This window comes from Nonomuraea sp. NPDC050383, from assembly GCF_044459125.1.
Classification (GTDB): domain Bacteria; phylum Actinomycetota; class Actinomycetes; order Streptosporangiales; family Streptosporangiaceae; genus Nonomuraea.
On the sequence record NZ_JBITIP010000031.1, the window covers coordinates 43,173 to 63,753 of the forward strand.

At 72.4% G+C, this 20,581-nt stretch carries 27 protein-coding genes and 1 tRNA gene; 21 read left to right on the forward strand and 7 right to left on the reverse strand.

Features of this window, described 5'->3' with window-relative positions; genetic code table 11:
• Positions 1–4: 4 nt before the first annotated feature.
• A complete protein-coding gene (locus ACIBG4_RS41165) occupies positions 5–457 on the forward strand; it encodes a hypothetical protein (RefSeq protein ID WP_397207967.1) in 453 nt (150 codons plus the stop codon).
• 7 nt (positions 458–464) lie between these two features.
• Here ACIBG4_RS41165 and ACIBG4_RS41170 read toward each other — a convergent pair whose 3' ends face one another.
• Positions 465–785, reverse strand: coding sequence for a hypothetical protein (locus ACIBG4_RS41170; RefSeq protein WP_310711720.1), 321 nt, complete (start codon positions 783–785; stop codon positions 465–467).
• 49 nt (positions 786–834) lie between these two features.
• Complete coding sequence (nhaA, locus tag ACIBG4_RS41175) at positions 835–2,631, reverse strand: Na+/H+ antiporter NhaA (protein ID WP_397207969.1); 1,797 nt, start codon at positions 2,629–2,631, stop codon at positions 835–837.
• 200 nt (positions 2,632–2,831) lie between these two features.
• Between nhaA and ACIBG4_RS41180 the strand changes: the two genes are divergently transcribed.
• Positions 2,832–3,611, forward strand: coding sequence for a hypothetical protein (locus ACIBG4_RS41180; RefSeq protein ID WP_397207971.1), 780 nt, complete (start codon positions 2,832–2,834; stop codon positions 3,609–3,611).
• 15 nt (positions 3,612–3,626) lie between these two features.
• Here the strand turns inward: ACIBG4_RS41180 and ACIBG4_RS41185 are convergent, their stop codons facing one another.
• Positions 3,627–4,124, reverse strand: a complete 498-nt coding sequence (locus ACIBG4_RS41185) for a DUF523 domain-containing protein (RefSeq protein ID WP_310711717.1) — start codon at positions 4,122–4,124, stop codon at positions 3,627–3,629.
• A 79-nt stretch (positions 4,125–4,203) separates the two neighbouring features.
• Between ACIBG4_RS41185 and ACIBG4_RS41190 the strand changes: the two genes are divergently transcribed.
• The 5 genes from ACIBG4_RS41190 (at position 4,204) to ACIBG4_RS41210 (ending at position 7,922) form a co-directional block, all read left to right on the forward strand.
• The gene (locus ACIBG4_RS41190) at positions 4,204–4,569 is read left to right on the forward strand and encodes a hypothetical protein (RefSeq protein WP_310711716.1); all 366 of its coding nucleotides are present in this window, start codon (positions 4,204–4,206) and stop codon (positions 4,567–4,569) included.
• Positions 4,566–4,946 carry a hypothetical protein gene (locus tag ACIBG4_RS41195; protein ID WP_310711715.1) on the forward strand — a complete coding sequence of 127 codons (381 nt, stop codon included), beginning with the start codon at positions 4,566–4,568 and terminating at the stop codon, positions 4,944–4,946. Before ACIBG4_RS41190 ends, ACIBG4_RS41195 begins: the two co-directional genes overlap by 4 nt.
• Positions 4,947–4,977: 31 nt before the next feature.
• A complete protein-coding gene (locus tag ACIBG4_RS41200; RefSeq protein WP_397207974.1) occupies positions 4,978–5,640 on the forward strand; it encodes an SRPBCC family protein in 663 nt (220 codons plus the stop codon).
• A 126-nt stretch (positions 5,641–5,766) separates the two neighbouring features.
• Positions 5,767–7,098 carry a CynX/NimT family MFS transporter gene (locus ACIBG4_RS41205; RefSeq protein ID WP_397207976.1) on the forward strand — a complete coding sequence of 444 codons (1,332 nt, stop codon included), beginning with the start codon at positions 5,767–5,769 and terminating at the stop codon, positions 7,096–7,098.
• Positions 7,095–7,922: a metal-dependent hydrolase gene (locus ACIBG4_RS41210; RefSeq protein ID WP_397207978.1), complete on the forward strand. Its 828-nt coding sequence runs from the start codon at positions 7,095–7,097 to the stop codon at positions 7,920–7,922. Before ACIBG4_RS41205 ends, ACIBG4_RS41210 begins: the two co-directional genes overlap by 4 nt.
• A 39-nt stretch (positions 7,923–7,961) precedes the next feature.
• Here ACIBG4_RS41210 and ACIBG4_RS41215 read toward each other — a convergent pair whose 3' ends face one another.
• Positions 7,962–8,744, reverse strand: a complete 783-nt coding sequence (locus ACIBG4_RS41215; RefSeq protein WP_397207980.1) for a dienelactone hydrolase family protein — start codon at positions 8,742–8,744, stop codon at positions 7,962–7,964.
• Positions 8,745–8,813: 69 nt separating this feature from the next.
• Between ACIBG4_RS41215 and ACIBG4_RS41220 the strand changes: the two genes are divergently transcribed.
• The 4 genes from ACIBG4_RS41220 (at position 8,814) to ACIBG4_RS41235 (ending at position 10,321) form a co-directional block, all read left to right on the forward strand.
• Positions 8,814–9,233, forward strand: coding sequence for a MarR family winged helix-turn-helix transcriptional regulator (locus ACIBG4_RS41220; RefSeq protein WP_397207982.1), 420 nt, complete (start codon positions 8,814–8,816; stop codon positions 9,231–9,233).
• Between the two features lie 93 nt (positions 9,234–9,326).
• Positions 9,327–9,578: a helix-turn-helix domain-containing protein gene (locus ACIBG4_RS41225; RefSeq protein ID WP_397207984.1), complete on the forward strand. Its 252-nt coding sequence runs from the start codon at positions 9,327–9,329 to the stop codon at positions 9,576–9,578.
• 4 nt (positions 9,579–9,582) lie between these two features.
• The gene (locus ACIBG4_RS41230; protein WP_397207986.1) at positions 9,583–10,185 is read left to right on the forward strand and encodes a Clp protease N-terminal domain-containing protein; all 603 of its coding nucleotides are present in this window, start codon (positions 9,583–9,585) and stop codon (positions 10,183–10,185) included.
• Positions 10,186–10,248: 63 nt separating this feature from the next.
• A tRNA-Ala gene (locus ACIBG4_RS41235) sits at positions 10,249–10,321 on the forward strand.
• Positions 10,322–10,709: 388 nt separating this feature from the next.
• On the opposite strand, the gene ACIBG4_RS41240 is transcribed toward ACIBG4_RS41235, so the two are convergent.
• From ACIBG4_RS41240 to ACIBG4_RS41250, 3 genes are all read right to left on the reverse strand, one after another.
• The gene (locus ACIBG4_RS41240) at positions 10,710–12,209 is read right to left on the reverse strand and encodes a serine/threonine-protein kinase (protein WP_397207988.1); all 1,500 of its coding nucleotides are present in this window, start codon (positions 12,207–12,209) and stop codon (positions 10,710–10,712) included.
• Between the two features lie 285 nt (positions 12,210–12,494).
• Positions 12,495–13,277 (reverse strand): SDR family NAD(P)-dependent oxidoreductase, encoded by a 783-nt coding sequence (locus ACIBG4_RS41245; protein WP_397207990.1) that lies wholly within the window; start codon positions 13,275–13,277, stop codon positions 12,495–12,497.
• 83 nt (positions 13,278–13,360) lie between these two features.
• Positions 13,361–13,999 (reverse strand): cadmium resistance transporter, encoded by a 639-nt coding sequence (locus ACIBG4_RS41250; RefSeq protein WP_397207992.1) that lies wholly within the window; start codon positions 13,997–13,999, stop codon positions 13,361–13,363.
• Positions 14,000–14,219: 220 nt separating this feature from the next.
• Here ACIBG4_RS41250 and ACIBG4_RS41255 point away from each other — a divergent pair, with 220 nt between their 5' ends.
• From ACIBG4_RS41255 to ACIBG4_RS41300, 10 genes are read left to right on the forward strand one after another with little or no spacing between them, the layout of a single operon-like run.
• Positions 14,220–15,140 carry a hypothetical protein gene (locus tag ACIBG4_RS41255; RefSeq protein WP_397207994.1) on the forward strand — a complete coding sequence of 307 codons (921 nt, stop codon included), beginning with the start codon at positions 14,220–14,222 and terminating at the stop codon, positions 15,138–15,140.
• A 5-nt stretch (positions 15,141–15,145) separates the two neighbouring features.
• On the forward strand, positions 15,146–16,327 hold the full coding sequence (locus ACIBG4_RS41260) for an SRPBCC family protein (RefSeq protein WP_397207996.1): 1,182 nt from the start codon (positions 15,146–15,148) through the stop codon (positions 16,325–16,327).
• A gap of 39 nt (positions 16,328–16,366) precedes the next feature.
• Entirely contained in the window at positions 16,367–16,789 is a 423-nt protein-coding gene (gene gvpJ / locus ACIBG4_RS41265) for a gas vesicle protein GvpJ (protein WP_310711699.1), read from the forward strand.
• A 2-nt stretch (positions 16,790–16,791) separates the two neighbouring features.
• Positions 16,792–17,583, forward strand: coding sequence for a GvpL/GvpF family gas vesicle protein (locus ACIBG4_RS41270; RefSeq protein WP_397207998.1), 792 nt, complete (start codon positions 16,792–16,794; stop codon positions 17,581–17,583).
• A 6-nt stretch (positions 17,584–17,589) separates the two neighbouring features.
• Positions 17,590–17,847 (forward strand): gas vesicle protein GvpG, encoded by a 258-nt coding sequence (locus tag ACIBG4_RS41275; protein WP_310711696.1) that lies wholly within the window; start codon positions 17,590–17,592, stop codon positions 17,845–17,847.
• A gap of 4 nt (positions 17,848–17,851) precedes the next feature.
• Entirely contained in the window at positions 17,852–18,370 is a 519-nt protein-coding gene (gene gvpO / locus ACIBG4_RS41280; RefSeq protein ID WP_397208000.1) for a gas vesicle protein GvpO, read from the forward strand.
• Positions 18,371–18,372: 2 nt separating this feature from the next.
• Entirely contained in the window at positions 18,373–18,876 is a 504-nt protein-coding gene (locus ACIBG4_RS41285; RefSeq protein ID WP_310711694.1) for a gas vesicle protein, read from the forward strand.
• Positions 18,866–19,771, forward strand: coding sequence for a GvpL/GvpF family gas vesicle protein (locus tag ACIBG4_RS41290; protein WP_397208002.1), 906 nt, complete (start codon positions 18,866–18,868; stop codon positions 19,769–19,771). The genes ACIBG4_RS41285 and ACIBG4_RS41290 overlap by 11 nt, the downstream gene beginning before the upstream one ends.
• Position 19,772: 1 nt before the next feature.
• Entirely contained in the window at positions 19,773–20,096 is a 324-nt protein-coding gene (locus ACIBG4_RS41295; protein ID WP_397208004.1) for a gas vesicle protein, read from the forward strand.
• Between the two features lie 5 nt (positions 20,097–20,101).
• The gene (locus ACIBG4_RS41300) at positions 20,102–20,416 is read left to right on the forward strand and encodes a gas vesicle protein K (protein ID WP_310711691.1); all 315 of its coding nucleotides are present in this window, start codon (positions 20,102–20,104) and stop codon (positions 20,414–20,416) included.
• The last annotated feature ends 165 nt before the right edge of the window (positions 20,417–20,581 follow it).

Below are 20,581 nucleotides of genomic sequence, written 5' to 3' on the forward strand. Positions count from 1 at the left end.
CCGCATGAACGACTTCGACTTCTTCATCGGCACCTGGAACGTCCACAACCGCAGGCTCGTCAGCCGGCTCACCGGAAGCGACGAGTGGGAGGAGTTCGCGGGCCGGTCCACGTGCACGAGGCACTTCGACGGCGCCGCGAACGTCGACGAGATCGTCTTTCCCGCCAAGGGCTTCTCCGGGCTCACCGTGCGCGTCTGCGACCCGGCCACGCGGGAGTGGTCGATCTACTGGGCCAGCAGCACCGGGGGAGCGCTCGGCCTGCCGCCCATGGTGGGCCGGTTCGAGGGCGGCCGGGGCGAGTTCTACGCCGACGACGCGCACGAGGGCCGGCCGGTGCGCTGCCGGTTCATCTGGACGGTCGGCGGCCCGGACTCCTGCCGCTGGGAGCAGGCGTTCTCGGTGGACGGCGAGCGCACCTGGGAGACCAACTGGACGATGGATTTCACCCGGGCCTGAGCCCCGGCTACGTCTGGCTGCCGGCCCAGAGGATCACGAGGATGGCGACGGTGGCCAGCACCAGCAGCGTCCCGCCCACCACGAGCACCCAGCGCAGACCGGGCGAGCGGGCGGGCTCGGCCTCGTACACGGGCACGTCGGGCAGCATGTCCGGTGTGTACGGCAGGCGGCGCGTGCCCGAGTCCTCCAGGAGCGACGGGTGCGGCGTGTGCCGGGGCGGATCGTCGGGGGCCGGGGTCTCGTCGGGGGACGGAGGCTGGGCGGGGACGGGGATGTGCATGGTCTTGCGGGCGTCCGGGTCGTCCGGAAGGGGGCGGTCGGCGGTCATCGAGGCTCCTGACCGTGAAGGCGGTGGGCGGTACGTGGCGGGGTGCCGTTCAGACGGACTGTTCCTGTTCTTCCACCGCACGCGTGATCGACACCAGATCCAGGCCACCTTGGTAGCGGACGCCGTTGACGAACAGCGTCGGCGTGCCCCGCACGCCGCTCGCCCGGCCCGACTGCTCGTCCCTGGCGACCCGCGCGGCCTGTCCGGGCACGTCCGGCCACGGCTCCACGTCCATCTCGGCGGCGTGGCGGACCAGGTCGGCCTCCGTCAGGAACCGCTGGTTGCCGAAGAGCACGTCGTGCATCTCCCAGAACTTCCCCTTGCGCGCCGCCGCCTCGGACACCAGCGCGGCCGACATGGCCCTCGGGTGCAGGGTGCGCAGCGGGAAGTGCCGGAACACCAGGCGGACGTCGGGGTGCCTGCTGAGCAGCTCGTCCAGGATCGGCTCCAGCCGCCCGCAGTACGGGCACTCGAAGTCGCCGTACTCGACGATCGTGACCTTGGCGTCCGCCGGGCCGCGCACGTGGTCGTCCGGCCCCACCGGCTCCGACAGCAGTACGGGCAGCTCCTCCTCCGGCTCCGCCTCGGGCGGCGCGCACACGCCGCCCCGGTCCCACGCCAGCCGGAACGCGATCCAGCCGGTCAGTGCCGACAGCAGCGACCCGGCGAGGATGCCGATCTTGGCCTGGGCCTGCACGGCGGGGTCGTCGAAGGCCAGGTCCACGATGAACAGCGACACCGTGAACCCGATGCCCGACACCGCCGCCCCGCCGAGGAGCTGGCCCCACACCAGGTTGCCCGGCAGCAGCCCCCAGCCGAGGCGCAGCGGCAGCCACGTGCCGAGCGAGATCCCGGCGAACTTGCCGAGCAGCAGCCCGGCGGCCACGCCGATGGAGATGGGCGAGGTGGCGGCCTGGCGCAGCGTGTCGCCGTCGAGCGCGACGCCGGCGTTGGCCAGCGCGAACAGCGGCACGATCACGTAGCTGCTCCACGGGTGGAGCTGGAGCTGCAGCCGCTCGTTCACCGACACGGCCGCGCGCACCCTGCGGGTCGCCTCGCGGGCGGCGCGGGCGTTGGGGTCGCTGGTGAGCCCCTGCACGGCCTCTCCGGCGGCCAGCAGCTTGTACTCGCTCGGCGCGTACACGAACACGAGGACACCGAGCGCGATGCCGACCAGCGTCGGGTGGACGCCGCTCTCCAGCGTGGCCACCCACACGCCGAACCCGAGCAGGATGTAGGCCGGCGCGCGCCAGATCCGCAGCCGCCGCAGCGTCATGATGGCCGCCAGCAGCACCGCCGCGACGATCAGGGCCGGCACCGACAGGTCACGGGTGTAGAAGACGGCGATGATGATGATCGCCAGCACGTCGTCCACGATCGCCAGCGTCAGCAGGAACGCGCGCAGCGGCTCGGGGCAGCGGGCTCCCACCACGGCCAGCAGGCCGAGCACGAACGCCGTGTCGGTGGCGATCGGCACGCCCCAGCCGCCGGCGCCCGGCCCGCCCGCGTTGAGCGCGAGGTAGACGGCCGCCGGCACGATCATGCCGCCCAACGCCGCCAGGGCGGGGACGGCCAGCAGCCGCCGGTCCCGGAGCTGCCCGATCCGCACCTCGTAGGAGACCTCCAGGCCGATGAGGAAGAAGAACACCGCCATCAGGCCGTCGTTGACCCAGTGACGCAGGTCGAGGGAGAAGTCGGCGTCCCCGAAGGACAGGCCCATCGGGGTGTGCCAGAACGTCTCGTAGGTGCCGCTCCACGGCGAGTTCGCCCACAACAGGGCGAGCAGGGTCGCGCCGAGCAGCACGCTCGTGCTCCCCGCCTCGGTCTTGAAGAACGCCCGCAACATCCTGAACCCCCCAGTGGTCCGATGATAGGGGGAGTGTCCGTGTGCTCCCGAGCGCGGTCGCACGACAGGACCGGACCGTCAATTCGACACGTCCGAAATGTGGCCACCGGAATGGCGCCGGGCAATGGCCGGAATTTCCGAAGAATCGGCTTGCCCGCTACATGATCTTGGCCCTATCGTCGCGCCTCATGAGATTACGCATGACCGCCATGGTCGCCGCCCTCGTTTCGCTTCCGCTGACCGGCACGGCCGCCGCCGCTGCCGGTTATCCCGCCGCCTATCCCGTCAAAGGCGACGGGCTGACCGCCAGCCCTCTTTACGACAAAGGCGCCCTGCCTGCCGTGAAGTGCGAGGAGAAGCCGGTCAAGGCCCGCAACCGCGCCTCCGTCCGGGCCTACGTCGACGGCGTCGTCGGATGTCTGGACGCCACCTGGGAACAGCACCTCACCGCCGCCGGGCTGCCCTTCAAGAAGGTGCGGGTGAAGCATTACACCCGCATTCCGAAGAACTACTGCCGAATGGACGTCGGCAAGGATCAGTCGATGGCGTTGTACTGCTCCAGAACCAGTACGATCGCCTTCCAGATCGGCAAGGACTGGCTGGACAATCCGTACGACCTGTGGCTCGCCGACATGACCGCCGGCATGTACGCCTATCACGTACAGAATCTGGTCGGTATTCAGGAGGCGCTGGACAAGGAGCCGTACCGCAACAAGGCGGAGCTGGCGGAGCAGGTGCGCCGGGCGAGCCTGCAGAGCTCCTGCCTGGCGACGGCGTTCCTGAAGAGCGTGTGGCCGCTGGACCGCCGCACCAAGCGCGACTGGAACGACCTGCTCTCACTCGTGCAGGGCGACAGGGCCGGTGAGCCGCGCTACTACGGCAAGACCGGGACCATCAAGGCGTGGATGCGGCGCGGGTACGCCCAGGGCGACCCGGGGGCGTGCAACACCTGGACGGCGTCGGCCGCGCAGGTCTCCTGATCGGGGTCTCGTCGCTCAGGCGGGTTCGAGGGTGGCCAGGTAGGCGGCGGCCTCGGCGATCCGGTCCTCGGTGAAGACGCGGACCCCGTTGGCCTCCAGCAGCGCCGTGGTGACGCCCTGCCCGGGTGTGCGCCTGCCCTGGAAGGTGCCGTCGTAGATCGCCAGCGCGCCGCACGACGGGCTGCCCTCCTTCAGCACCGCCAGCCGTACCCCGGAGGAGCGGGCCACGGCCAGCGCCGACCGCGCGCCCTCCAGGAAGTGCGCGGTCACGTCGGACCCGTCCGCGGCCAGCACGCGAGCGGCGCCCGCCAGCACGGCGGCGCCGCCCGCGCCCGCCTCGATCTCGGCGGCGGGACGCGGCGTCGGCAGCCCGCCCTCGACCTCGGGGCAGAACGGCACCAGCCGCCCCTCCTCGCGCCACCCGGCCAGCCGGGCGTCGGAGCTCGTCCTGGCCCCGCCGTCGTAGCGCACTCTCCGGCCCATCAGGCACGCGCTGACCAGGATCCTCTCCATGCCTTCGATCCTAAGCCGCGTCGCCGGCGTCGCCCGCCCCGTCCGGGGGCGAGGGGGGCGGGCGATAGCCTTTTCCGCGATGAACACCACCGTGGCCACGATCGTCATCGCCGGCTCGCTGCTGCTCGCGCTGGCGAGCCTGATCACCGCGATCCGCGACCGGCCCATGGGCATGGTCCTGCTCGTCGGCTTCGCCGTGCTGGAGGTCGCCGTGCTGGTGCAGGCGGGCATCGTGATCGCGGCCGTCGCCGGGGGCGAGGGCGCGCACGTGTCCAAGGGCACGCTGTTCGGCTACCTCGCGGGCGAGGCGGTCATCCCGCCCGCCGGCGTGTTCCTGGCGCTGGCCGAGCGCAGCCGGTGGGGGCCGGGGATCCTGACCGTGGCCGGGTTCGCCATCGCGGTGATGACCGCGCGGCTGCTGCAGATCTGGCAGGGCGGGCCGTGACGTCCCCCTCGATCGGGACCGGCCCCGGCCGGGCGCTGCTGGCGGTCTACGGGCTGTTCGCGCTCGCGGCGGGCGCGCGGGCCGCCGTGCAGATCCTCACCCGCTTCGGCGAGGCGCCGCTGGCGTACTCGCTGTCGGCCTTCGCCGCGCTCGTCTACATCCTGCTCACCGTGGCGCTGGCCCGCGGCGCGCGCCGGCTGGCGCTGGCGGCGCTGTTCGTGGAGCTGGCCGGGGTGCTGGTCATCGGCACGGCGAGCGTCCTCGACCCGGCCGCCTTCCCGGAGGCGACGGTGTGGTCGGTGTACGGCAAGGGCTACCTGTTCATTCCGCTCGTGCTCCCGCTTGTCGGCCTCTACTGGTTGCTGCGCAGGCGTTAACGCCGGCCCCGTAAGGGCAGGGGCGGACACCATGAGCACGATCGAACACTCGGTAGACGTCAACGTTCCTGTCAGGGTCGCCTACGACCAGTGGACGCAGTTCGAGAGCTTCCCCGAATTCATGGAAGGGGTCGAGTCGGTCAAACAGCTCACGGACACGCGCACCGCGTGGATCACCGAGATCGCCGGGGTGCGGCGCGAGTTCGAGGCCGAGATCTCCGAGCAGCACCCGGACGAGCGCATCGCCTGGCACTCGGTGGACAAGCCCCGGCAGGCCGGGGTGGTGACCTTCCACCGGCTCGACGAGAACACCACGCGGGTCACGCTCCAGATGGAGTACGACCCCGAGGGCTTCCTGGAGACGGCCGCTGACTGGCTGCAGCTCGTCCGCATGCGCGTCCGCAACGACGTCCAGCGGTTCAAGGAGTTCATCGAGTCGCGCGGCGGCGCGACCGGCGCGTGGCGCGGCGACGTTCCAGGCCCGCACCAGCACGGCTCCGGCCTCGACACCGGCGGCTCCATGCCGCCCCGCTCCGGCGACCCCATGCCGCCCGGCTCGGGCGAGCCCGTGCTGCCGGGCAGCGTCGGCGGCAGCGACTACCCGCCCGGCACCGGCACCAGCCCCACGCTCCCGGCGCCCGGCCCGCTGGGGACGCACGACGACCCGCCGCAGCCGCCGCGTCCGGTCCTGTAACGGCGCGCTCTGACAGGACACTCCCTTCGATCACAAAGCCCCCGGGACCGGGGGCTTTGTCATGTGTCAGGAATAAATGCCGGTTTTGGGGCTGTTAAGATTGCCATTCGTCCCATGATTAGATGAGTGGAGGATCTCCCCCACATGACCGTGCTCGCCGAGCTCCGAAGCGAGTCCCGCGGCAGGACCGGCCCCCTCGCCTGGCTCCTGGTGCTGGGCATCGTCCTCGCGGCCCTCAATCTGCGCACCGCCGTCACCAGCGTCGGACCGCTGCTCGACCAGCTCGCCCAGGGCCTCGGCATGAGCAGCGTCGGCACCGCCCTGCTCACCACGCTACCCGTGCTCGCCTTCGCGACGGTCGGGGCGATCACGCCCTCCCTGTCCAGGCGGCTGGGCGAGCACCGGCTGCTGCTGCTCGCCCTCGTCACCCTCGGCGTGGGCCTGCTGGTCAGGTCGCTGGTCGGCTCGGCGCCGGTGTTCCTGCTGAGCAGCGCGGTCGCGCTGTCCGGTGGGGCCGTGGGCAACGTCCTCATCCCCACCCTGATCAAGCGCCACTTCCCGGCCCGCACCGGCGTCATGACCACCGTCTACACGACCGCGCTCGCCGCCGGCACCATGCTGGCCGCGGCGGCCACCGTGCCGATCGAGCGCGCGTCGGGCGACTGGCACATCGCGCTCGGCGTGTGGGCGGCCCTGGCGGCCGTGGCCACCCTGCCGTGGCTGGCCCTGCTGCGCAGCGACCCGGCCCGCCGCCGGACACCCCAGAACGCGGCGGAGGACGCGTCCGGCGACACGCAGGACGGCGTCGCGCCTGAGGCCGCGCCGCCCGCCTCGGGGCTGCGTCAGCTCGCCCGCAGCCGGCTGGCCTGGATGGTCGCCGTCTACTTCGGCACCCAGTCGATGATCGCGTACATCATGTTCGGCTGGCTGCCCACGATCCTCACCGACGGCGGCTACAGCACCGGCGAGGCCGGGTTCGCCCTCGGGGTCTTCACCGCCCTGAACATCCCCGTCTCCATCCTCGTCCCCGTGGTCGCCTCGCGCTTCCGCGACCAGCGGCCCGTGGTGGTCGGGCTCGTCGCGGCGTACGCGGCCGGCTTCCTCGGGCTGTGGCTCGCGCCCGTCTCCACCGCCATGGTGTGGGTGGTGCTCATCGCGCTCGGCATGGGTTCGTTCCCGCTGGCGCTCATGATGCTCGGCCTGCGCACCCGCACCGCCGAGGCCACGGCGGCGCTGTCCGCGTTCGGGCAGAGCGCCGGCTACCTCATGGCCGGCGCGGGGCCGCTCGCCGTCGGCCTGCTGCACGACCTGACCGGCGGGTGGACGCTGCCGTACGCGATGCTCTTCGTGGTGCTGGCCGCGCAGCTCGTCACCGGGCTGTACGCGGGACGGCGCCGCTACATCGAGGACGAGCGGCGGGAGCGCGTGGCCGCGGAGCCTGCGACAATTCGGGGGTGAACTCCACCGTCGTCACCTTCCCCGAGGGCCGGGTCACCGGCCGATCCGAGATCGTCGGGACCGTGCCGGTGGGGGAGCGGCACGGTCTCGTCGTGTCCGAGACCCCGTTCCACCCGCTCGACCACACCTGGCCCGACCAGCCCGCCGACCGCGGCACGATCGGCGGGCTGCCGGTCGTGGACTGCGTGACCGGCGCCTGGTCGGAGGGCCGGCTCCACCTCGGCGAGGACATCCCCGCGCGGCGGGGCGCCGAGGGCTGGCAGTGGCTCGTCGTGCACGTCACCGACACCCCGCTGCCGGTGGGCGAGAGCGTCGACCTGGCCGTGGACCCCGCCCACCGCGCGGCCCTGTCGGCCGGGCACACCGCCTGCCACCTGGCCGCCCTGGCCCTGAACGCCGCCCTGGCCGGCCGCTGGCGCAAGGAGCCGGCCCTGGACGGGCTCGGCCACCCCGACTTCGACCAGACGGCGATCACCTCCTCGCGCATCTCGCCCGGCGCCAGCCTCGACGTGTACCGGCTGGGCAAGTCGCTGCGCAAGAAGGGCTTCACGGCCGACGGCCTGGACGCCGGCCTCGCCGAGGTGGCCGCCGCCGTCGACGACCGCCTCAAGGCGTGGACGGCGGCCGACGCGCCCGTACGGCTGGAGGTGCCCGGGCCGGAGCTGACCGCCCGCCGCACCTGGCACTGCGCGCTGCCCGAGGGCGAGGCGTCGATCCCGTGCGGCGGCACGCACGTGTCACGCACGTCAGAGCTGGGGACCGTCACGGTCGAGCTGGCCCTGGAGGAGACCACCCTGACCATGCGCACCACCGTGACCCGCTGAGCCGTTCGCGGACGGCCGGCCGGCGCTTCCGAGGCGCGCTCAGACGGCGGCCAGGAAGTCCAGCACCCTCCTCCAGGCGTCCGCGCCGGCCGCCTCGTGCGCGCCGTGCCCGCCCGGTGCGGTGTGCGTGGCGTGCTCGCCGGGCGCGGTGTGCGCGGCGTCGAAGAAGCCGTGCGGCGCGCCCGGATAGGTGACCAACTCGTGCCGCACCCCGGCGGCCGTGAGCGCCTGCCCGAACTCCGCCACCTGCTCGGCGGGGATGCCCTCGTCCGCGCCGCCGAACAGGCCGAGGACCGGCGCCGACAGCTCGGCGGCGTGCTGGGTGGGGCCCGGCCCGTACGGCCCCGCGATGCCCGGCGCGCCGTAGAAACCGATCACCCCGGCGAACCCGAACCGGGGCGCGGAGGCGAGGAACGCGTTGCGCCCGCCCATGCAGAAGCCCAGCGCCACCGCCGGGCGGCCGAGCCGGTCGGCCGCGGCCATGATGTCGGCCTGGATGGTGTCCCTGCCCAGCCTGGTGACGTGCTCCATGATCGGGAAGGCTTCGCCGCGGTCGTCGTCCGCCGCCGTGCGCCCGTAGTAGTCGATGGCGACGGCCGGGTGGCCCTGCTCCGCCAGCCGTACGGCCAGGTGCTTGTAGAACCCGTGCAGGCCCCGCACGTCGGGCAGGACGACGACGCCCGCGCCGCGCACGTCGTCGGGACGGGCCTCGTAGGCGGCGAACGTCGCACCGTCCGCCGAGGTCAGGCGGAGCGACCGGGCGCGGGTGCCGGTGACGGGGGGAGTGAAGGCCGGCGGGGCGGCCTCGGGGTCGTAGCACATGGCTCAGGAATTTACCAAAGCCAGATTGATAAATCCAGGCTTGGCGTCGGTGGCACTAGCCTTGGGCTCGTGCTAGCGAAGGACCTCCGGATCGCCGTCGGCCGCCTGGCGCGGCGCATCCGCCAGCTCTACACCAACGGGGCGGACGACGACGTGTCGTTCAGCGAGCTCGCCGTGCTGGCGCGGCTGGACCGGGAAGGGGCTCTCACCTCGGCCCGGCTCGCCGCGCTGGAGCGCGTCACCGCCCAGGCCATCGGCACGATCCTCGGCGGCCTGCACCGGCGCGGGCTCGTGGCGCGCGACCCCGATCCCGAGGACGGCCGCCGGGTGATCTCCTCGATCACCGGCAAGGGCCAGGCCGCGCTCGTCAGCCGCGACCTGGTCATCACCGAGCGCCTCGCCGCCGCCGTCGACACCCTCACCCCCGAGGAGCGCGAACGCCTGGCGGCCGCGCTGCCGATCCTGGCCGTCCTGGCGGACCGCCTCTGAGTTCGGGCGGCCCGTCTCCGGGTCGCCGCGGCGCGCCTCGTCCGGTGTCAGCATGTGATGACAAACACTGCCGTGTCAGCATATGCTGACGCCATGACCGTACCCACGACCGGGCCCGCGCCCGTTCCGGTGGACGCCGCAGACCTGGCCCGTGCCGCGGCCGGCCCCGACCCCGGCGTGGGGCTCGCGGCGGTCGCCGCCCTCCGGACCCTGCTGGAGGAGCTGGAGGCGGCGCACGTGTCGCACGCCCGCGACCGCGGCTGGTCCTGGGAGCGGATCGCCGACGCGCTCGGCGTGAAGCGGCAGACGGTCCACCGCAAGCACGCCCGCAGACTCGGGAGGTAGAACAATGCCGCAATCGCCCGGCAGGACGCCCGACGCGACGCCCGGCGGGCCGGCCGCGTCCGTCGTGCGCCACGGCTTCGCCCGGTTCACCCGGCCCGCGCGCCGAGCCGTGGCCACGGCCGGCACGATCGCGCTCGACGCGGGCCATCCGGCGCTGACCACCGGCGTCCTGCTGCTCGCACTCGCCGAGACCCGCCCCTTCGACCTCGCCTCGTTCACCGCCACGCGCGAGGAGATCGGCTCCCGCGTCGACACGGGCCCGGACGCGCGGGCGCTGCTCGCCACGCTCGGCATCGACCTCGAGGAGGTGCGCCGCCGCACCCGCGCGAGCGCCGGCGACCCGGACCGGTGGCGGCTCACGCGCTCGCCGCTGCGGCCCCTGAGGATGACGCTGCACGGGCCGCTGGGCTCCATCCCGCTGGCGGGCCACATGCGCAAGGTCGTGGAGGTCGCCCGCCGGCGGCCCGGCCCGGTGACGGGCGAGAGCCTGCTGTGGGGTCTGCTGGCCGACGGCGGCAACGGCACGGCGGCGATCCTGCGCTCCGCCGGGGTGGACGTGTGCGGGCTCGTCCGTGAGCTCGGCATGCCGATCCGGCGGGCGGCCTAGCGTCCGGTTCGCCGTGGGTGGCACGGGGACGGCGGGATCTCCGATACACTTGCCATGAATCAAGGGGCTATGGCGCAGTTGGTAGCGCGCCTCCATGGCATGGAGGAGGTCTGGGGTTCGAATCCCCATAGCTCCACTGCGATAATGCGGCGGCATCCGTTACGGGTGCCGCCGTTTCGCTGTGCGGGACGCCATTGCGGCGCTGTGCGCCCAGGGTTTCAGGCGTTCATTCCAGTCGTGCCGGAGCCGTGATGCCTTAAGGGTGAGACACTGTGGCACATCGTGGTACGGCCGCATGTCATTGAGCCATGGATGCTCGGAAGCCCCGTCCGGCCGAGGTGAGCGTGCGCCAGTTCGTCAACGACTCCGGTAGCGTCACGCGCGGCCCGCGCGAGGGAAAGCGCTTCATTCTGACGATCAACGGCGAGCCGGTCGCCGAAGTAGAGCCGATCAGGCGCAAGGCCCCCCGTCTCGCCCTCGACTCAGGGCATTCGTTGAGGGCTCCGGAACGGGTTAGAACGGGACTATCGGTACTTCTCCATAGCCGCCGCGACGAGTTCGGCCGACCGATCGGCGATGGTGTGACCGGGCCGCGGGGCGTAGACGTCGATGGTCACCAAGACGTTCGTCACGCGCAGCACTGTCCGCGTTTGGTAGCCCGGGAGCCCGAAGGGTCGCGGTTGGGTATAGCTGTACGCCTCGTCGCCGGCGTCCGGCCCGTTGCGGAGCTTGGTTCCCGCGTTGCGCCTGGGCTCCTCCTTCATGAACTTGACCGACTGCTTGTAGGAGAACTCGGTCGTCGACGCGCTGGGCAGACGGAACGCCGTGACGCTCAGGGTGGCACCGTCCGCCCGGCTCCACTTGCAAGCGGAGGCGCTGAGGAACTGCCGCTTCGTCGAAGCGTCGAACAGCGAGCGCGTCTGCTTGCTGGTCAGCAGGTCGCACGCCTCGAAGTCGCGGGAGATCAGCGGCGTGGCCGCCACCGACGGGCCGGCCGACGGGCTCGACGTCGGTGCCGCGGAGTAGGTGGATCGGGGCGTGAGCACGTAGCCGAGTAAGCGGACGGTGTTCGGGAACAGCAGCGGCACGACCACTATCGCCGCCGCCACGGTCAGCACCACCGCGAGCGCGGCGCCCACGACGATCTGGGGGCGGACGCGCCGGGACGAGCGTCCCGGCATGGTCCGCTTCCGTGGGCGGGTCGGGCCGGCCGTGGTGTCGCCCCGCGAGACGGCGTCCAGCCAGCCGGCCGCCTCGTCCGAGGAGCAGCGGCGTGCCGGGTCCTTCTCCAGGATCGCGCTCAGGACGGGAGCGAGCGGGCCGGCCAGCCGGAAGGGGGCGGGTTCCTGCATGAGCACGGCTGCCAGCGCCGCGGCCTGGTTCGGGCGGGCGAACGGCGGGCTGCCCTCCACCGCCGCGAAGAGCGTGGCGCCGAGGGACCACAGGTCGGCGAGCGGGCCCTCGGCCTCGCCGCGCAGGCGCTCCGGGGCGATGTAGCCGGGCGAGCCGGTCAGCATCCCCGTCTGCGTGAGCCCGTTGTCTCCGACGATGGTCGCGATGCCGAAGTCCGTCAGCAGCACCCGCCCGTCGTCGGTGAGCATGACGTTGGCGGGTTTGACGTCCCTGTGCAGGATGCCCGAGGTGTGCGCGGCCGTGAGGGCGTCGATCATCCGCAGCCCGATCGCGGCCACCTGGTGCGGCGGCAGCGGGCCGTCGTCGCGAACAGCCCGATCGAGGGAGCGCCCGCGGACCAGCTCCATGACGATCCACGGCCGTCCTCCGTCGAGGACCACGTCGTGCACCGTGACGATGGACGCGTGGGAGCGCAGCGTCGCCGCGGCGCGCGCCTCGCGGAGCGTGCGTTCGGTCAGCTCGGCCCGTGACGCCTCGTCGAGGTCGGGCGGGAGCCGCACCTCCTTGATGGCCACTTCCTGCCGGAGGAGCTCGTCCATCGCCCGCCAGACCGTGCCCATGCCGCCCTGGCCGAGCTGCGACAGCAGCCGATAACGGCCTGCGAGCAGCATCACCGCGCCCTTGCCGACGTCCCGGACTCTCCGACCATTCCAAGCCTCCTGGCGATCTCGGCGCGAGCTCTTCGGCATGACGTGCCACCGGCGAGTCCCGGTGATTGATCTATCATGCACGTTGCGCAGCGCCTCTGTGACGCAGCAGCAGCGACTGCTCTGGCGGCCCGAAGGTCGCCGGGCGCACATCTCGGTCCGGGCATGGCGGCGGCCTTCGCCATGGCCTGCGCGATCATCCGGTCGACCCGTTCGTCACGCATCCAGGCGCGAGAATGTGCCTCGGAGTCACACGGTCCTGAGCATCCCGCCGTCGACGAAGTACGCCGAGCCGACCGAGTAGCTCGCCCGGTCCGAGCACAGGAAGACGATGAAGCTCGCCACCTCCTCCGGCGCGGCGAAGCGCCGGATGGGCGCGTGCTCCCGGGCGACGTCGTCGAGGTGGCTCCGCCAGTCGTCGCCGCTGAGCTCCTTGGCCGTCTTCACCCAGTCGGGAGTGAGGACGAGGCCGGGGTTGACGCAGTTGACCCGGATGCCGTCGCCGACGACCTCCGTGGCCAGCACCTTGGAGAACATCATGAGGGCGGCCTTGGTCACGTTGTAGATCGGCTCGTACCACAGCGGCTGGACCGCGCAGATCGACGCGTTGTGCAGGATGACGCCGCCGCCGCGCCGCCGCATGCCGGGGACGAGCCCGCGGGCCAGCCGGACGGCCGCCATGACATGGAGGTCCCAGTACGCCTGCCACTTCTCGTCGGGGGCCTCGACGATGGTCTCGTTCGAGCCGGCGCCCGCGTTGTTGACGAGGATGTCGGCGCCTCCGAAGCCCTCCTCGGCCGCCGACGTCAGCGCGGCCGTGCCCTCCGGCGTCGCCACGTCGCAGACCACGGGCACCACGCGCACGCCGTGCGTCTCGGCGACGGCGCGTGCCTCCTGTTCGAGGCGGGCGGCGCCGCGTGCCGCGAGGACGAGATGCGCGCCCTCGGCCGCCAGGCCCCGCGCCACGGCGAGGCCGATCCCCGAGCTGCCGCCGGTGACGACGGCGACCTTGCCGGCCAGACCCAGCTCCACGAGACCTCCCAGGGCGCGTCTCTCCCGTGGCGCCGTTCGTACCCGGCTGGGGGAGGAGGATGCCGGTGCCGCGAGCGCCGGTCTCAGGCGAAGGGCGGGAGGCGGGTGAGGACGCCCGAGCCGAGCACGATGAGGGCGCCGACGGCCATGAACACCACCGGGACGATCCAGTGGCCGTACCGCTCGACGACCCCGATGACCTGGCGATGCGACCCCAGCCAGGAGCCCGCCAGGCACCACAGGGCGACGCCGGCGGCGAACACGGCGATCGTCACCAGCGAGGCGACCGGGCCGATCGTGCGGAACACCGGCGTGTAGACCGACAGGTTGTCCGCGCCGTTGGCGATGGTCACCCCGGCCACCGGCAGCACCCCGGACGCGACGGCGGGCACGCCCGCCGCCGAGGGGGCGCCGTCCCCGTCGTCCGGGTGCTTGCGGGAACGTAAGGCCGCGGCCAGGCCGCGGACACCCAGGGCGAACGGGAGAAGGCCGAGCAGGCCGACCCAGGCGTCCGGGATGATCGTCAGGCCGAGCGCCGCGATCACCGACAGGGCCACCAGCGTCGCGATCCCGGTGTACTGGCCGGCCCAGATCTGCCACGGGCGCGGCACCCCGCCCGCACGGGACGACAGGAACAGCACGGTCAGGACGATGAGGTCGTCCACGTTCGTGCCGGCGAACATGCCGGCGGCCGTGACCACAGTCCCCGCGATGCCCTCCATGCCGGCTGAACCTACCGCGAAAGCGGCCGATCCGGCGGCCCGGATGACGCGGCTCCGGGGGCTGTTTAAACGCCTGGGTGCGCGAGCGTCAAGTCTGACCGTTTTATGCCTGTAAGTGTTTCTTTGTCCAGCTGTCGGGCACCGGATGGGCAGGCTGGCACGGGTCGGTCGCGGTGCCGGAAGGGATGCCGGACGGATGCCGGAAGAAGGAGCGCATGCCATGAAGGACACGGCCAGAGTGGCGATGGCTCTCGCCGCGGGCTACTACCTCGGTCGGCGTCACAAGCTGCGCTTGGCGACTCTCCTGACGGCGATCGGGATCGCCAAGCGGTTGCGCAAGGAAGGCGACGAGGGCGTCGGCGGGCTGCTGCAACAAGGGGCGAAGCTGCTCGGCGGCTCTCCCCAGATCGAAGACATCACCAACCGGCTCCGGGGCGAGCTGCTGGAGGTCGGCAAGGCGGCCGCCGTGGCGGCGGCCAGCAAGCAGGTGGACAACATCACCTCGAAGCTGCACGACCGCGCCGAGGGGCTGCGGCGTCCGGAACGTCCCGGGGGACGGCGCGCCTCCGGCGAAGGCGAGGAAGACGAGGAAGGCCCGGAGGACGAGGAGTACGAGGGCGAAGAGGACGAGTACGAGGACGAGGGCGAGGAGTCCGGCGAGGACGAGGACCGGGGTGAAGAGGACGAGGAGGAAGAGGAGGAGGAGCCCGAGGAGCGGCCCCGCGCGCGAGGCGGACGTGTCCGCGCCCAGGGCTCGACCGGCGGGTCGCCCGTGAGCAGGGCCTCCGGAGCCAGGTCCGCGGTCGGCAGGGCGTCCGGGGCGGCCTCCAAGCCGTCGGCGTCCAGGTCCACGGCGTCGAAGTCCTCGACTGCCAAGCCGTCCACGTCCAGGTCGTCCGGTGCGAAGTCGTCCGCTTCCAAGTCGACCGGCTCCAAGGCGTCCGGTTCCAGGGCGTCCGGGTCGTCAGCGGCCAAGTCCTCGGGAGGCAGGTCCTCCGGAGGGTCCGGCGGCGACGGCGAGACGAGCGCCCGCCCGGTCCGGCGCAGGGCGGGGTCCGGCGGAGAGGGATCGCAGAGTGAGGAGCGGTCCGGTACGAGGGGCGGGCGCTCCTCGACGACGACAGGCAAGGCGCGGAGGTGAGCCAGGTGGCTGACGTATCGAAGGCCGACGAGGCCGCCCCGGACCTGGAAGGTCCGAAGGACGAGCTGGTATCGGCTCTGCAGGACCTCGCCATGGCACTGGCGGAGCGTGCCATGGGCTCCATCACCGACAAGCTGGGAGGGCTGACGGGGCGGCTCACCGACGTCGCCGAAGGCGGCGGTGAGGGGCTGCTCGGGGCGATCACCGGCAAGGGCGGCGGGTTCTCGCCCGGCAAGATGCTGCTGTCCGGGGCGACGAAGGCCATCGGCAGCGCCATCACCGGCGGCAAGAAGGGCGGCAAGGGCAAGGGCGGCAAGAAGCTCAAGCTCGTCAACATCGTCGAGGCGATCGACGTCGGTGCGCCCATCCGCGTCGTCTACAACCAGTGGACGCAGTTCCAGGACTTCCCGAGCTTCATGAAGAAGGTCGAGACCGTCAACCAGGAGTCCGAGGAGAAGCTCTCCTGGAAGGCGCAGGTCTTCTGGTCCCACCGGGTCTGGAAGTCCTCGATCCAGGAGCAGGTCCCGGAAGACCGCATCATCTGGCGGTCGGAGGGGGCCAAGGGCTACGTCGACGGCGCCGTGACGTTCCACGAGCTCACCCCGAACCTGACCCGCGTCCTCGTCATCCTCGAATACCACCCTCAAGGGCTGTTCGAGCGTACGGGCAACATCTGGCGGGCGCAGGGCAGGCGGGCGCGGCTGGAGATCAAGCACTTCGCCCGGCACGTCACGACGCACGTCATGCTGCACCCGGACGAGCTGGCGGACGAAGGCGGCTGGCGCGGCGAGATCCACGAGGGCAAGGTCACCAAGGACGACGAGACCGCCCGGCAGGAGGAGCGCGACCAGGAGGAGCAGGGCCAGGAAGAGGAAGGCGCAGAGGAAGAGGGCGCCGAGGAGCAGCCGCAGGACCAGGGCGAGGCCGAGGAGGGCGAGGAGCCCGAAGAAGGCGAAGAGGCGGAAGAGGGCGAGGAGCCCGAGGACGAGTACGAGGGCGAAGAAGGCGAAGAAGGCGAAGAGGAGGAGGGCGAGGAGGAAGAAGAGGAGCCCGAGGAGCCCCAGGACGAGGGCGCCGAGGAGGAGCCCGAAGGCCGGGCCGACGAGGAAGAGGAAGAAGAGGAAGAGGAGCCGCCCCCGGCGCGGCGACCGGCCCGCCGCAGGGCGGCGACCGCCGGCCGCAGGTGAGGGCGCCGGAGCGATGGCTGAGGATCGAGGGGTAAGCGTATGACTGTGCAGCCCGCGGGAGGCGGGGGCGGAATAGCCCAGCGCCCCTCCGCGTCCGGCCTGGCGGACGTGATCGACACCATCCTGGACAAGGGCCTGGTGATCGACGCGTACGTGCGGGTCTCCCTGGTGGGGATCGAGCTGCTGACCATCGACGCGCGGATCGTGGTGGCGAGCGTGGACACCTATCTGCGCTTCGCCGAGGCCGTGAACCGGCTGGATCTCGCGGAGCAGGGCGGCCAGGGGCTGCCCGAGCTCATGCACAACATCAAGCAGAACAAGATCGCCGACACGGGCAAGGGCGCGGCGCAAGGTGTCCTGGAGGCTGCCGCGGAGAAGCTCGACGACTTCATCGGCGGTTCCGGTGACGAGGAAGAGAGCGAGCCGCGGCCGAGCCGCCGGCGGCGCAGAGGGGAGGACTGACCATGACCACCACCGGCAGGGAGGACGAGCGGAGCTCCTCGTCCGAGGTGGGAGTGGGCGTCTACCTCTACGGGATCGTGCCGGCCGACGTGCAGGTGTCGGACGAGGCGAGAGGGGTGGGCGACCCGTCCGCCGCGGTCAGTCTCGTACGGCACGGCGAGGTCGGCGCGCTGGTCAGCGAGCTGACCCTCGACCGCCCGCTGGGAACGCCCGACGACCTCATGGCACACGAGCGGCTGCTCGACGCCACCGCGGCCGAGGTGCCGGTGCTGCCCATCCGCTTCGGCGCCGTCATGACCAGCTCCGAGGCGGTCGTGGAGGAGCTGCTGGCCCCGCACCACGACGACTTCCGCTCGGCGCTGGAGGAGCTGGACGGCCGCGCCGAGTACGTGGTCAAGGCCCGCTACGTCGAGCAGGCCGTCCTCAGGGAGGTCCTGGAGGAGCAGCCCGCGGTGGCGGAGCTGCGCGAGCAGATCCGGAGCCTGCCCGAGGACGCCAGCCGCGAGGCGCGCATCCAGCTCGGAGAGATCGTCAACCAGGCCGTCAGCGCCAAGCGCGAGGCCGACACGCAGGCGCTCGCGGAGGCGCTCGCGCCGGTCTCCGTGCTGACGTCCGTACGGGAGCCCACGCACGAGCAGGACGCCGCGCACATCGCGCTGCTCGTGGAGCTGGACCGGCAGGACGACCTGGAGGAGGCCCTGGAGAGGTTCGCCTCGCGGTGGGAGGGCCGGGTCCAGATCCGGCTGCTCGGGCCGCTGGCTCCGTACGACTTCATCGTCACGCCGGCGGGGTGACGGCGCATGGGCCTGCTCAGCCTCCTGTTCGGCTGGCCGCTGGCGCCGGTCAAAGGGGTGATCCGGCTCGGTGAGCTGATCCAGGAGCAGGTCGAGCGTGAGATGAGCGACCCCGCGGCGGTGCGGCGCGAGCTGGAGGAGATCGAACGGGCCGCGGCGGAGGGCCTCATCTCCGAGGAGGAGCAGGAGGAGCGGATGCGCGAGGTCCTGCAGAGGATGATCGGCCCGCCCACCGGAATCGACCCCGGAGAAGGCAGGAGGTGATCGCGTGCCGGCCAGGCGACGCGGCAGCGCCGACGACACGTTCGAGCGCGAGCGGGACGATCTCTCATCGGACGACACCGACGCCGGTGCGGCGGACAGAGGCGAGGACGAGGACGCCGAGTACGAGGAGTACGAGGACGAAGCAGCCGATGACGACGAGCCGGCCGACGAGGACGACGAGGACGAAGGGGAGTACGAGGAGGAGGACGAGGGGGAGTACGAGGACGGGGGCGGCGACGGCTACGAGGAGGAGCCGCGGCGGCTGTCCGCGGCGACCGCCGGCGAGACGGGGCTGCGGCACATCGCCGGGCTGACGGCCCGCGAGCCCGAGGGGGTCACGCTGGTCAAGCCAGGGGACAACGGCTGGACCGTGGACGTCGAGGTGGTGGAGGACCGCCGGATCCCGTCGTCGGGCGACATCCTCGCGTTGTACGAGGCCGAGCTGGACGCGGAGGGCGACCTGCTCTCCTACCGGAGGCTGCGCCGCTACCGGCGCGGCAGCGGTGACAGCGAGAGGGGCTGATCGTGGAGCCAGCGCGGACGGGACCGATCGGGCGCCAGGCCTACCCTTCGTCGGCCTCCGGCGGCCGCGAGCCGACCAACCTGGGCGACATCCTGGAGCGCGTCCTCGACCGGGGCGTGATCATCGCCGGTGACATCCGGGTCAACCTGCTCGACATCGAGCTGCTGACGATCAAGCTGCGGCTGATCATCGCGTCGGTGGACACGGCCCGCGAGATGGGCATCGACTGGTGGGAGCACGACCCGTGGCTCAGCGGCAAGGACCGCGGCCTGCAGGAGGAGAACCGCCGGCTGCGCGACCGGGTCGCCGAGCTGGAGGACGGCTACCCGCCGGACCGCCGGGGCGGGCGCGAGGTGGACGAGGGCCGCTCCCGCGGTGCCGTGGAGGAGGAGCCGGGGCAGGGCCGCTCCCGCCGCCGTGCCGTGGAGCGGGGGGCGGGCGAGGGCCGCCCGCGCCGCCGTGCCGTGCGGGCCGAGGAGGCCGAGGAGGACGACCGTGGCCGCTGACCCGGGCTCGGGCACGTACCTCTACGCCGTCGCCGCGGAGGAGCCCGGTCACGCCGGCCGCGACGAGGTGCCTTCGCGCGAGCAGGCGGCCCCGGCGGACGCCGGTGCGCTTCCGCGAGGCATCGCGGACGGCGAGGTGCGGACGATCGGTGGGGCCGGTCTCGTGGCGTACGTGAGCACCGTGCCGCTCGACCAGTTCGGCGAGGAGCCGCTGCGGCGCTCTATGGAGGACCTGGACTGGCTGGAGGAGACCGCGCGCGCCCACCACCGCGTCGTCGAGGCGGTGGCGCTGCGGGCGCCGGTCGTGCCCGTGCGCCTGGTCACCGTCTACAGCGAGGACGCGCAGGTGCGGACCCTGCTGGCCGAGCGGCGCGACGACTTCACCCGGGCGCTCGGCCGCGTCGCCGGGCGGCAGGAGTGGGGCGTGAAGGTGTACGCCTCGCCGGGGGAGCGGCCCGGGCCGGAGGGGGAGGCGCGCGGCGCGGAGGCCGGCGGCGCGGAGGCGGGCGGCAGGGAGACGCGGAAGGAGGCGGAGCGGCCCGGGACGGCGTACCTGAAGCGGCGGCAGCAGCACATGCGCAGCCGCGAGGAGGCGTGGCGGCAGGCCGGCGCGCGGGCCGAGCGCGTCCACGGCGCCCTCAGCTCCATCGCCGTCGCGAGCCGCCGCCACCGAGCGCAGGATCCGCAGCTCTCCGGCCGCGAGGAGTCGATGGTGCTGAACGGGGCCTACCTGGTCGAACGGGACCGGGGCGAGGAGTTCGCGCGGGCCGTGGAGGAGCTGCGCGGGGACGGCGGCGATATCCAGCTCACCGGCCCGTGGGCGCCGTACTCGTTCATCACGCTGGACGACGACGGTGTGCAGGACGACGACGGCGCGCGCCGAGAGGAGGTCTGACGTGGCGTTCAAGGAGACGCGGGGTTCCGCACTCGCCTCCGAGGGGCGGCTGCCGCCCGAACGGGTGGCCCTCGTGGACCTGCTGGACCGGCTGCTGGCCGGCGGCGTCGTGGTCAGCGGTGACCTGGTGCTGTCGATCGCGGACATCGACCTCGTCCGCATCTCGATCCGGGCGGTCTTCGCGTCGATCCGCGAGTCCGAGCCGCTCCGCGTGCTGGAACCGGTCCGCCGGCCCGGCCGCGAGGACGAACCGGTCAGGGGGCACGGGGCGCCGCCCATCCAGGGGTACGTGGAGCGCGTGGGGGAGGACGAGCCGGAGGAATGAGCTCCATGGAGGGGAGGCGCGAGCCGGTCCGTGAGGTGCGCTCGCCGCGCCTGCGGATCGAGGCCGACCGGGAGGCCGTCGAGCGGGACCTGTCCCGGTTGGTGCTCACCCTGGTGGAGCTCGTGCGGCAGCTCGTCGAGCGGCAGTCCGTACGCCGGATGGAGGAGGGCGACCTGTCCGACGAGCAGGTCGAGGCGCTGGGCCTCACCCTGATGCGGCTGGAGGACGCCATGACCGAGCTGTGCGACCGGTTCGGCCTGTCACCGTCCGACCTGAACCTCGACCTGGGCCCGCTCGGCACCCTGCTGCCCGAGGATTGAACGACCAGAGGACCGAACGAGCCGGGGACCGAACGACCCGAGGACTGGACGATCCGGGGCCGGGGGGCCCCCCCCCCCCCGCGGGGGCCCCCCCCCCCAGGGAAAAAATCAGGCAGTGTGTGTCAAAGACACAAACACAACCATGGAGAGATCCACTGGGACGCG

Coding starts and splice junctions, on each gene's coding strand:
- nhaA (WP_397207969.1), bottom strand. CDS start 2,631: ATGTTGCGGGCGTTCTTCAAGACCGAGGCGGGGAGCACGAGCGTGCTG.
- ACIBG4_RS41270 (WP_397207998.1), top strand. CDS start 16,792: ATGACCACCACCGGCAGGGAGGACGAGCGGAGCTCCTCGTCCGAGGTG.
- ACIBG4_RS41185 (WP_310711717.1), bottom strand. CDS start 4,124: ATGGAGAGGATCCTGGTCAGCGCGTGCCTGATGGGCCGGAGAGTGCGC.
- ACIBG4_RS41165 (WP_397207967.1), top strand. CDS start 5: ATGAACGACTTCGACTTCTTCATCGGCACCTGGAACGTCCACAACCGC.
- ACIBG4_RS41200 (WP_397207974.1), top strand. CDS start 4,978: ATGAGCACGATCGAACACTCGGTAGACGTCAACGTTCCTGTCAGGGTC.
- ACIBG4_RS41230 (WP_397207986.1), top strand. CDS start 9,583: ATGCCGCAATCGCCCGGCAGGACGCCCGACGCGACGCCCGGCGGGCCG.
- ACIBG4_RS41215 (WP_397207980.1), bottom strand. CDS start 8,744: ATGTGCTACGACCCCGAGGCCGCCCCGCCGGCCTTCACTCCCCCCGTC.
- gvpJ (WP_310711699.1), top strand. CDS start 16,367: ATGACTGTGCAGCCCGCGGGAGGCGGGGGCGGAATAGCCCAGCGCCCC.
- ACIBG4_RS41255 (WP_397207994.1), top strand. CDS start 14,220: ATGAAGGACACGGCCAGAGTGGCGATGGCTCTCGCCGCGGGCTACTAC.
- ACIBG4_RS41275 (WP_310711696.1), top strand. CDS start 17,590: ATGGGCCTGCTCAGCCTCCTGTTCGGCTGGCCGCTGGCGCCGGTCAAA.
- ACIBG4_RS41250 (WP_397207992.1), bottom strand. CDS start 13,999: ATGGAGGGCATCGCGGGGACTGTGGTCACGGCCGCCGGCATGTTCGCC.
- ACIBG4_RS41300 (WP_310711691.1), top strand. CDS start 20,102: ATGGAGGGGAGGCGCGAGCCGGTCCGTGAGGTGCGCTCGCCGCGCCTG.
- ACIBG4_RS41170 (WP_310711720.1), bottom strand. CDS start 785: ATGACCGCCGACCGCCCCCTTCCGGACGACCCGGACGCCCGCAAGACC.
- ACIBG4_RS41240 (WP_397207988.1), bottom strand. CDS start 12,209: ATGCTGCTCGCAGGCCGTTATCGGCTGCTGTCGCAGCTCGGCCAGGGC.
- ACIBG4_RS41225 (WP_397207984.1), top strand. CDS start 9,327: ATGACCGTACCCACGACCGGGCCCGCGCCCGTTCCGGTGGACGCCGCA.
- ACIBG4_RS41180 (WP_397207971.1), top strand. CDS start 2,832: ATGACCGCCATGGTCGCCGCCCTCGTTTCGCTTCCGCTGACCGGCACG.
- ACIBG4_RS41190 (WP_310711716.1), top strand. CDS start 4,204: ATGAACACCACCGTGGCCACGATCGTCATCGCCGGCTCGCTGCTGCTC.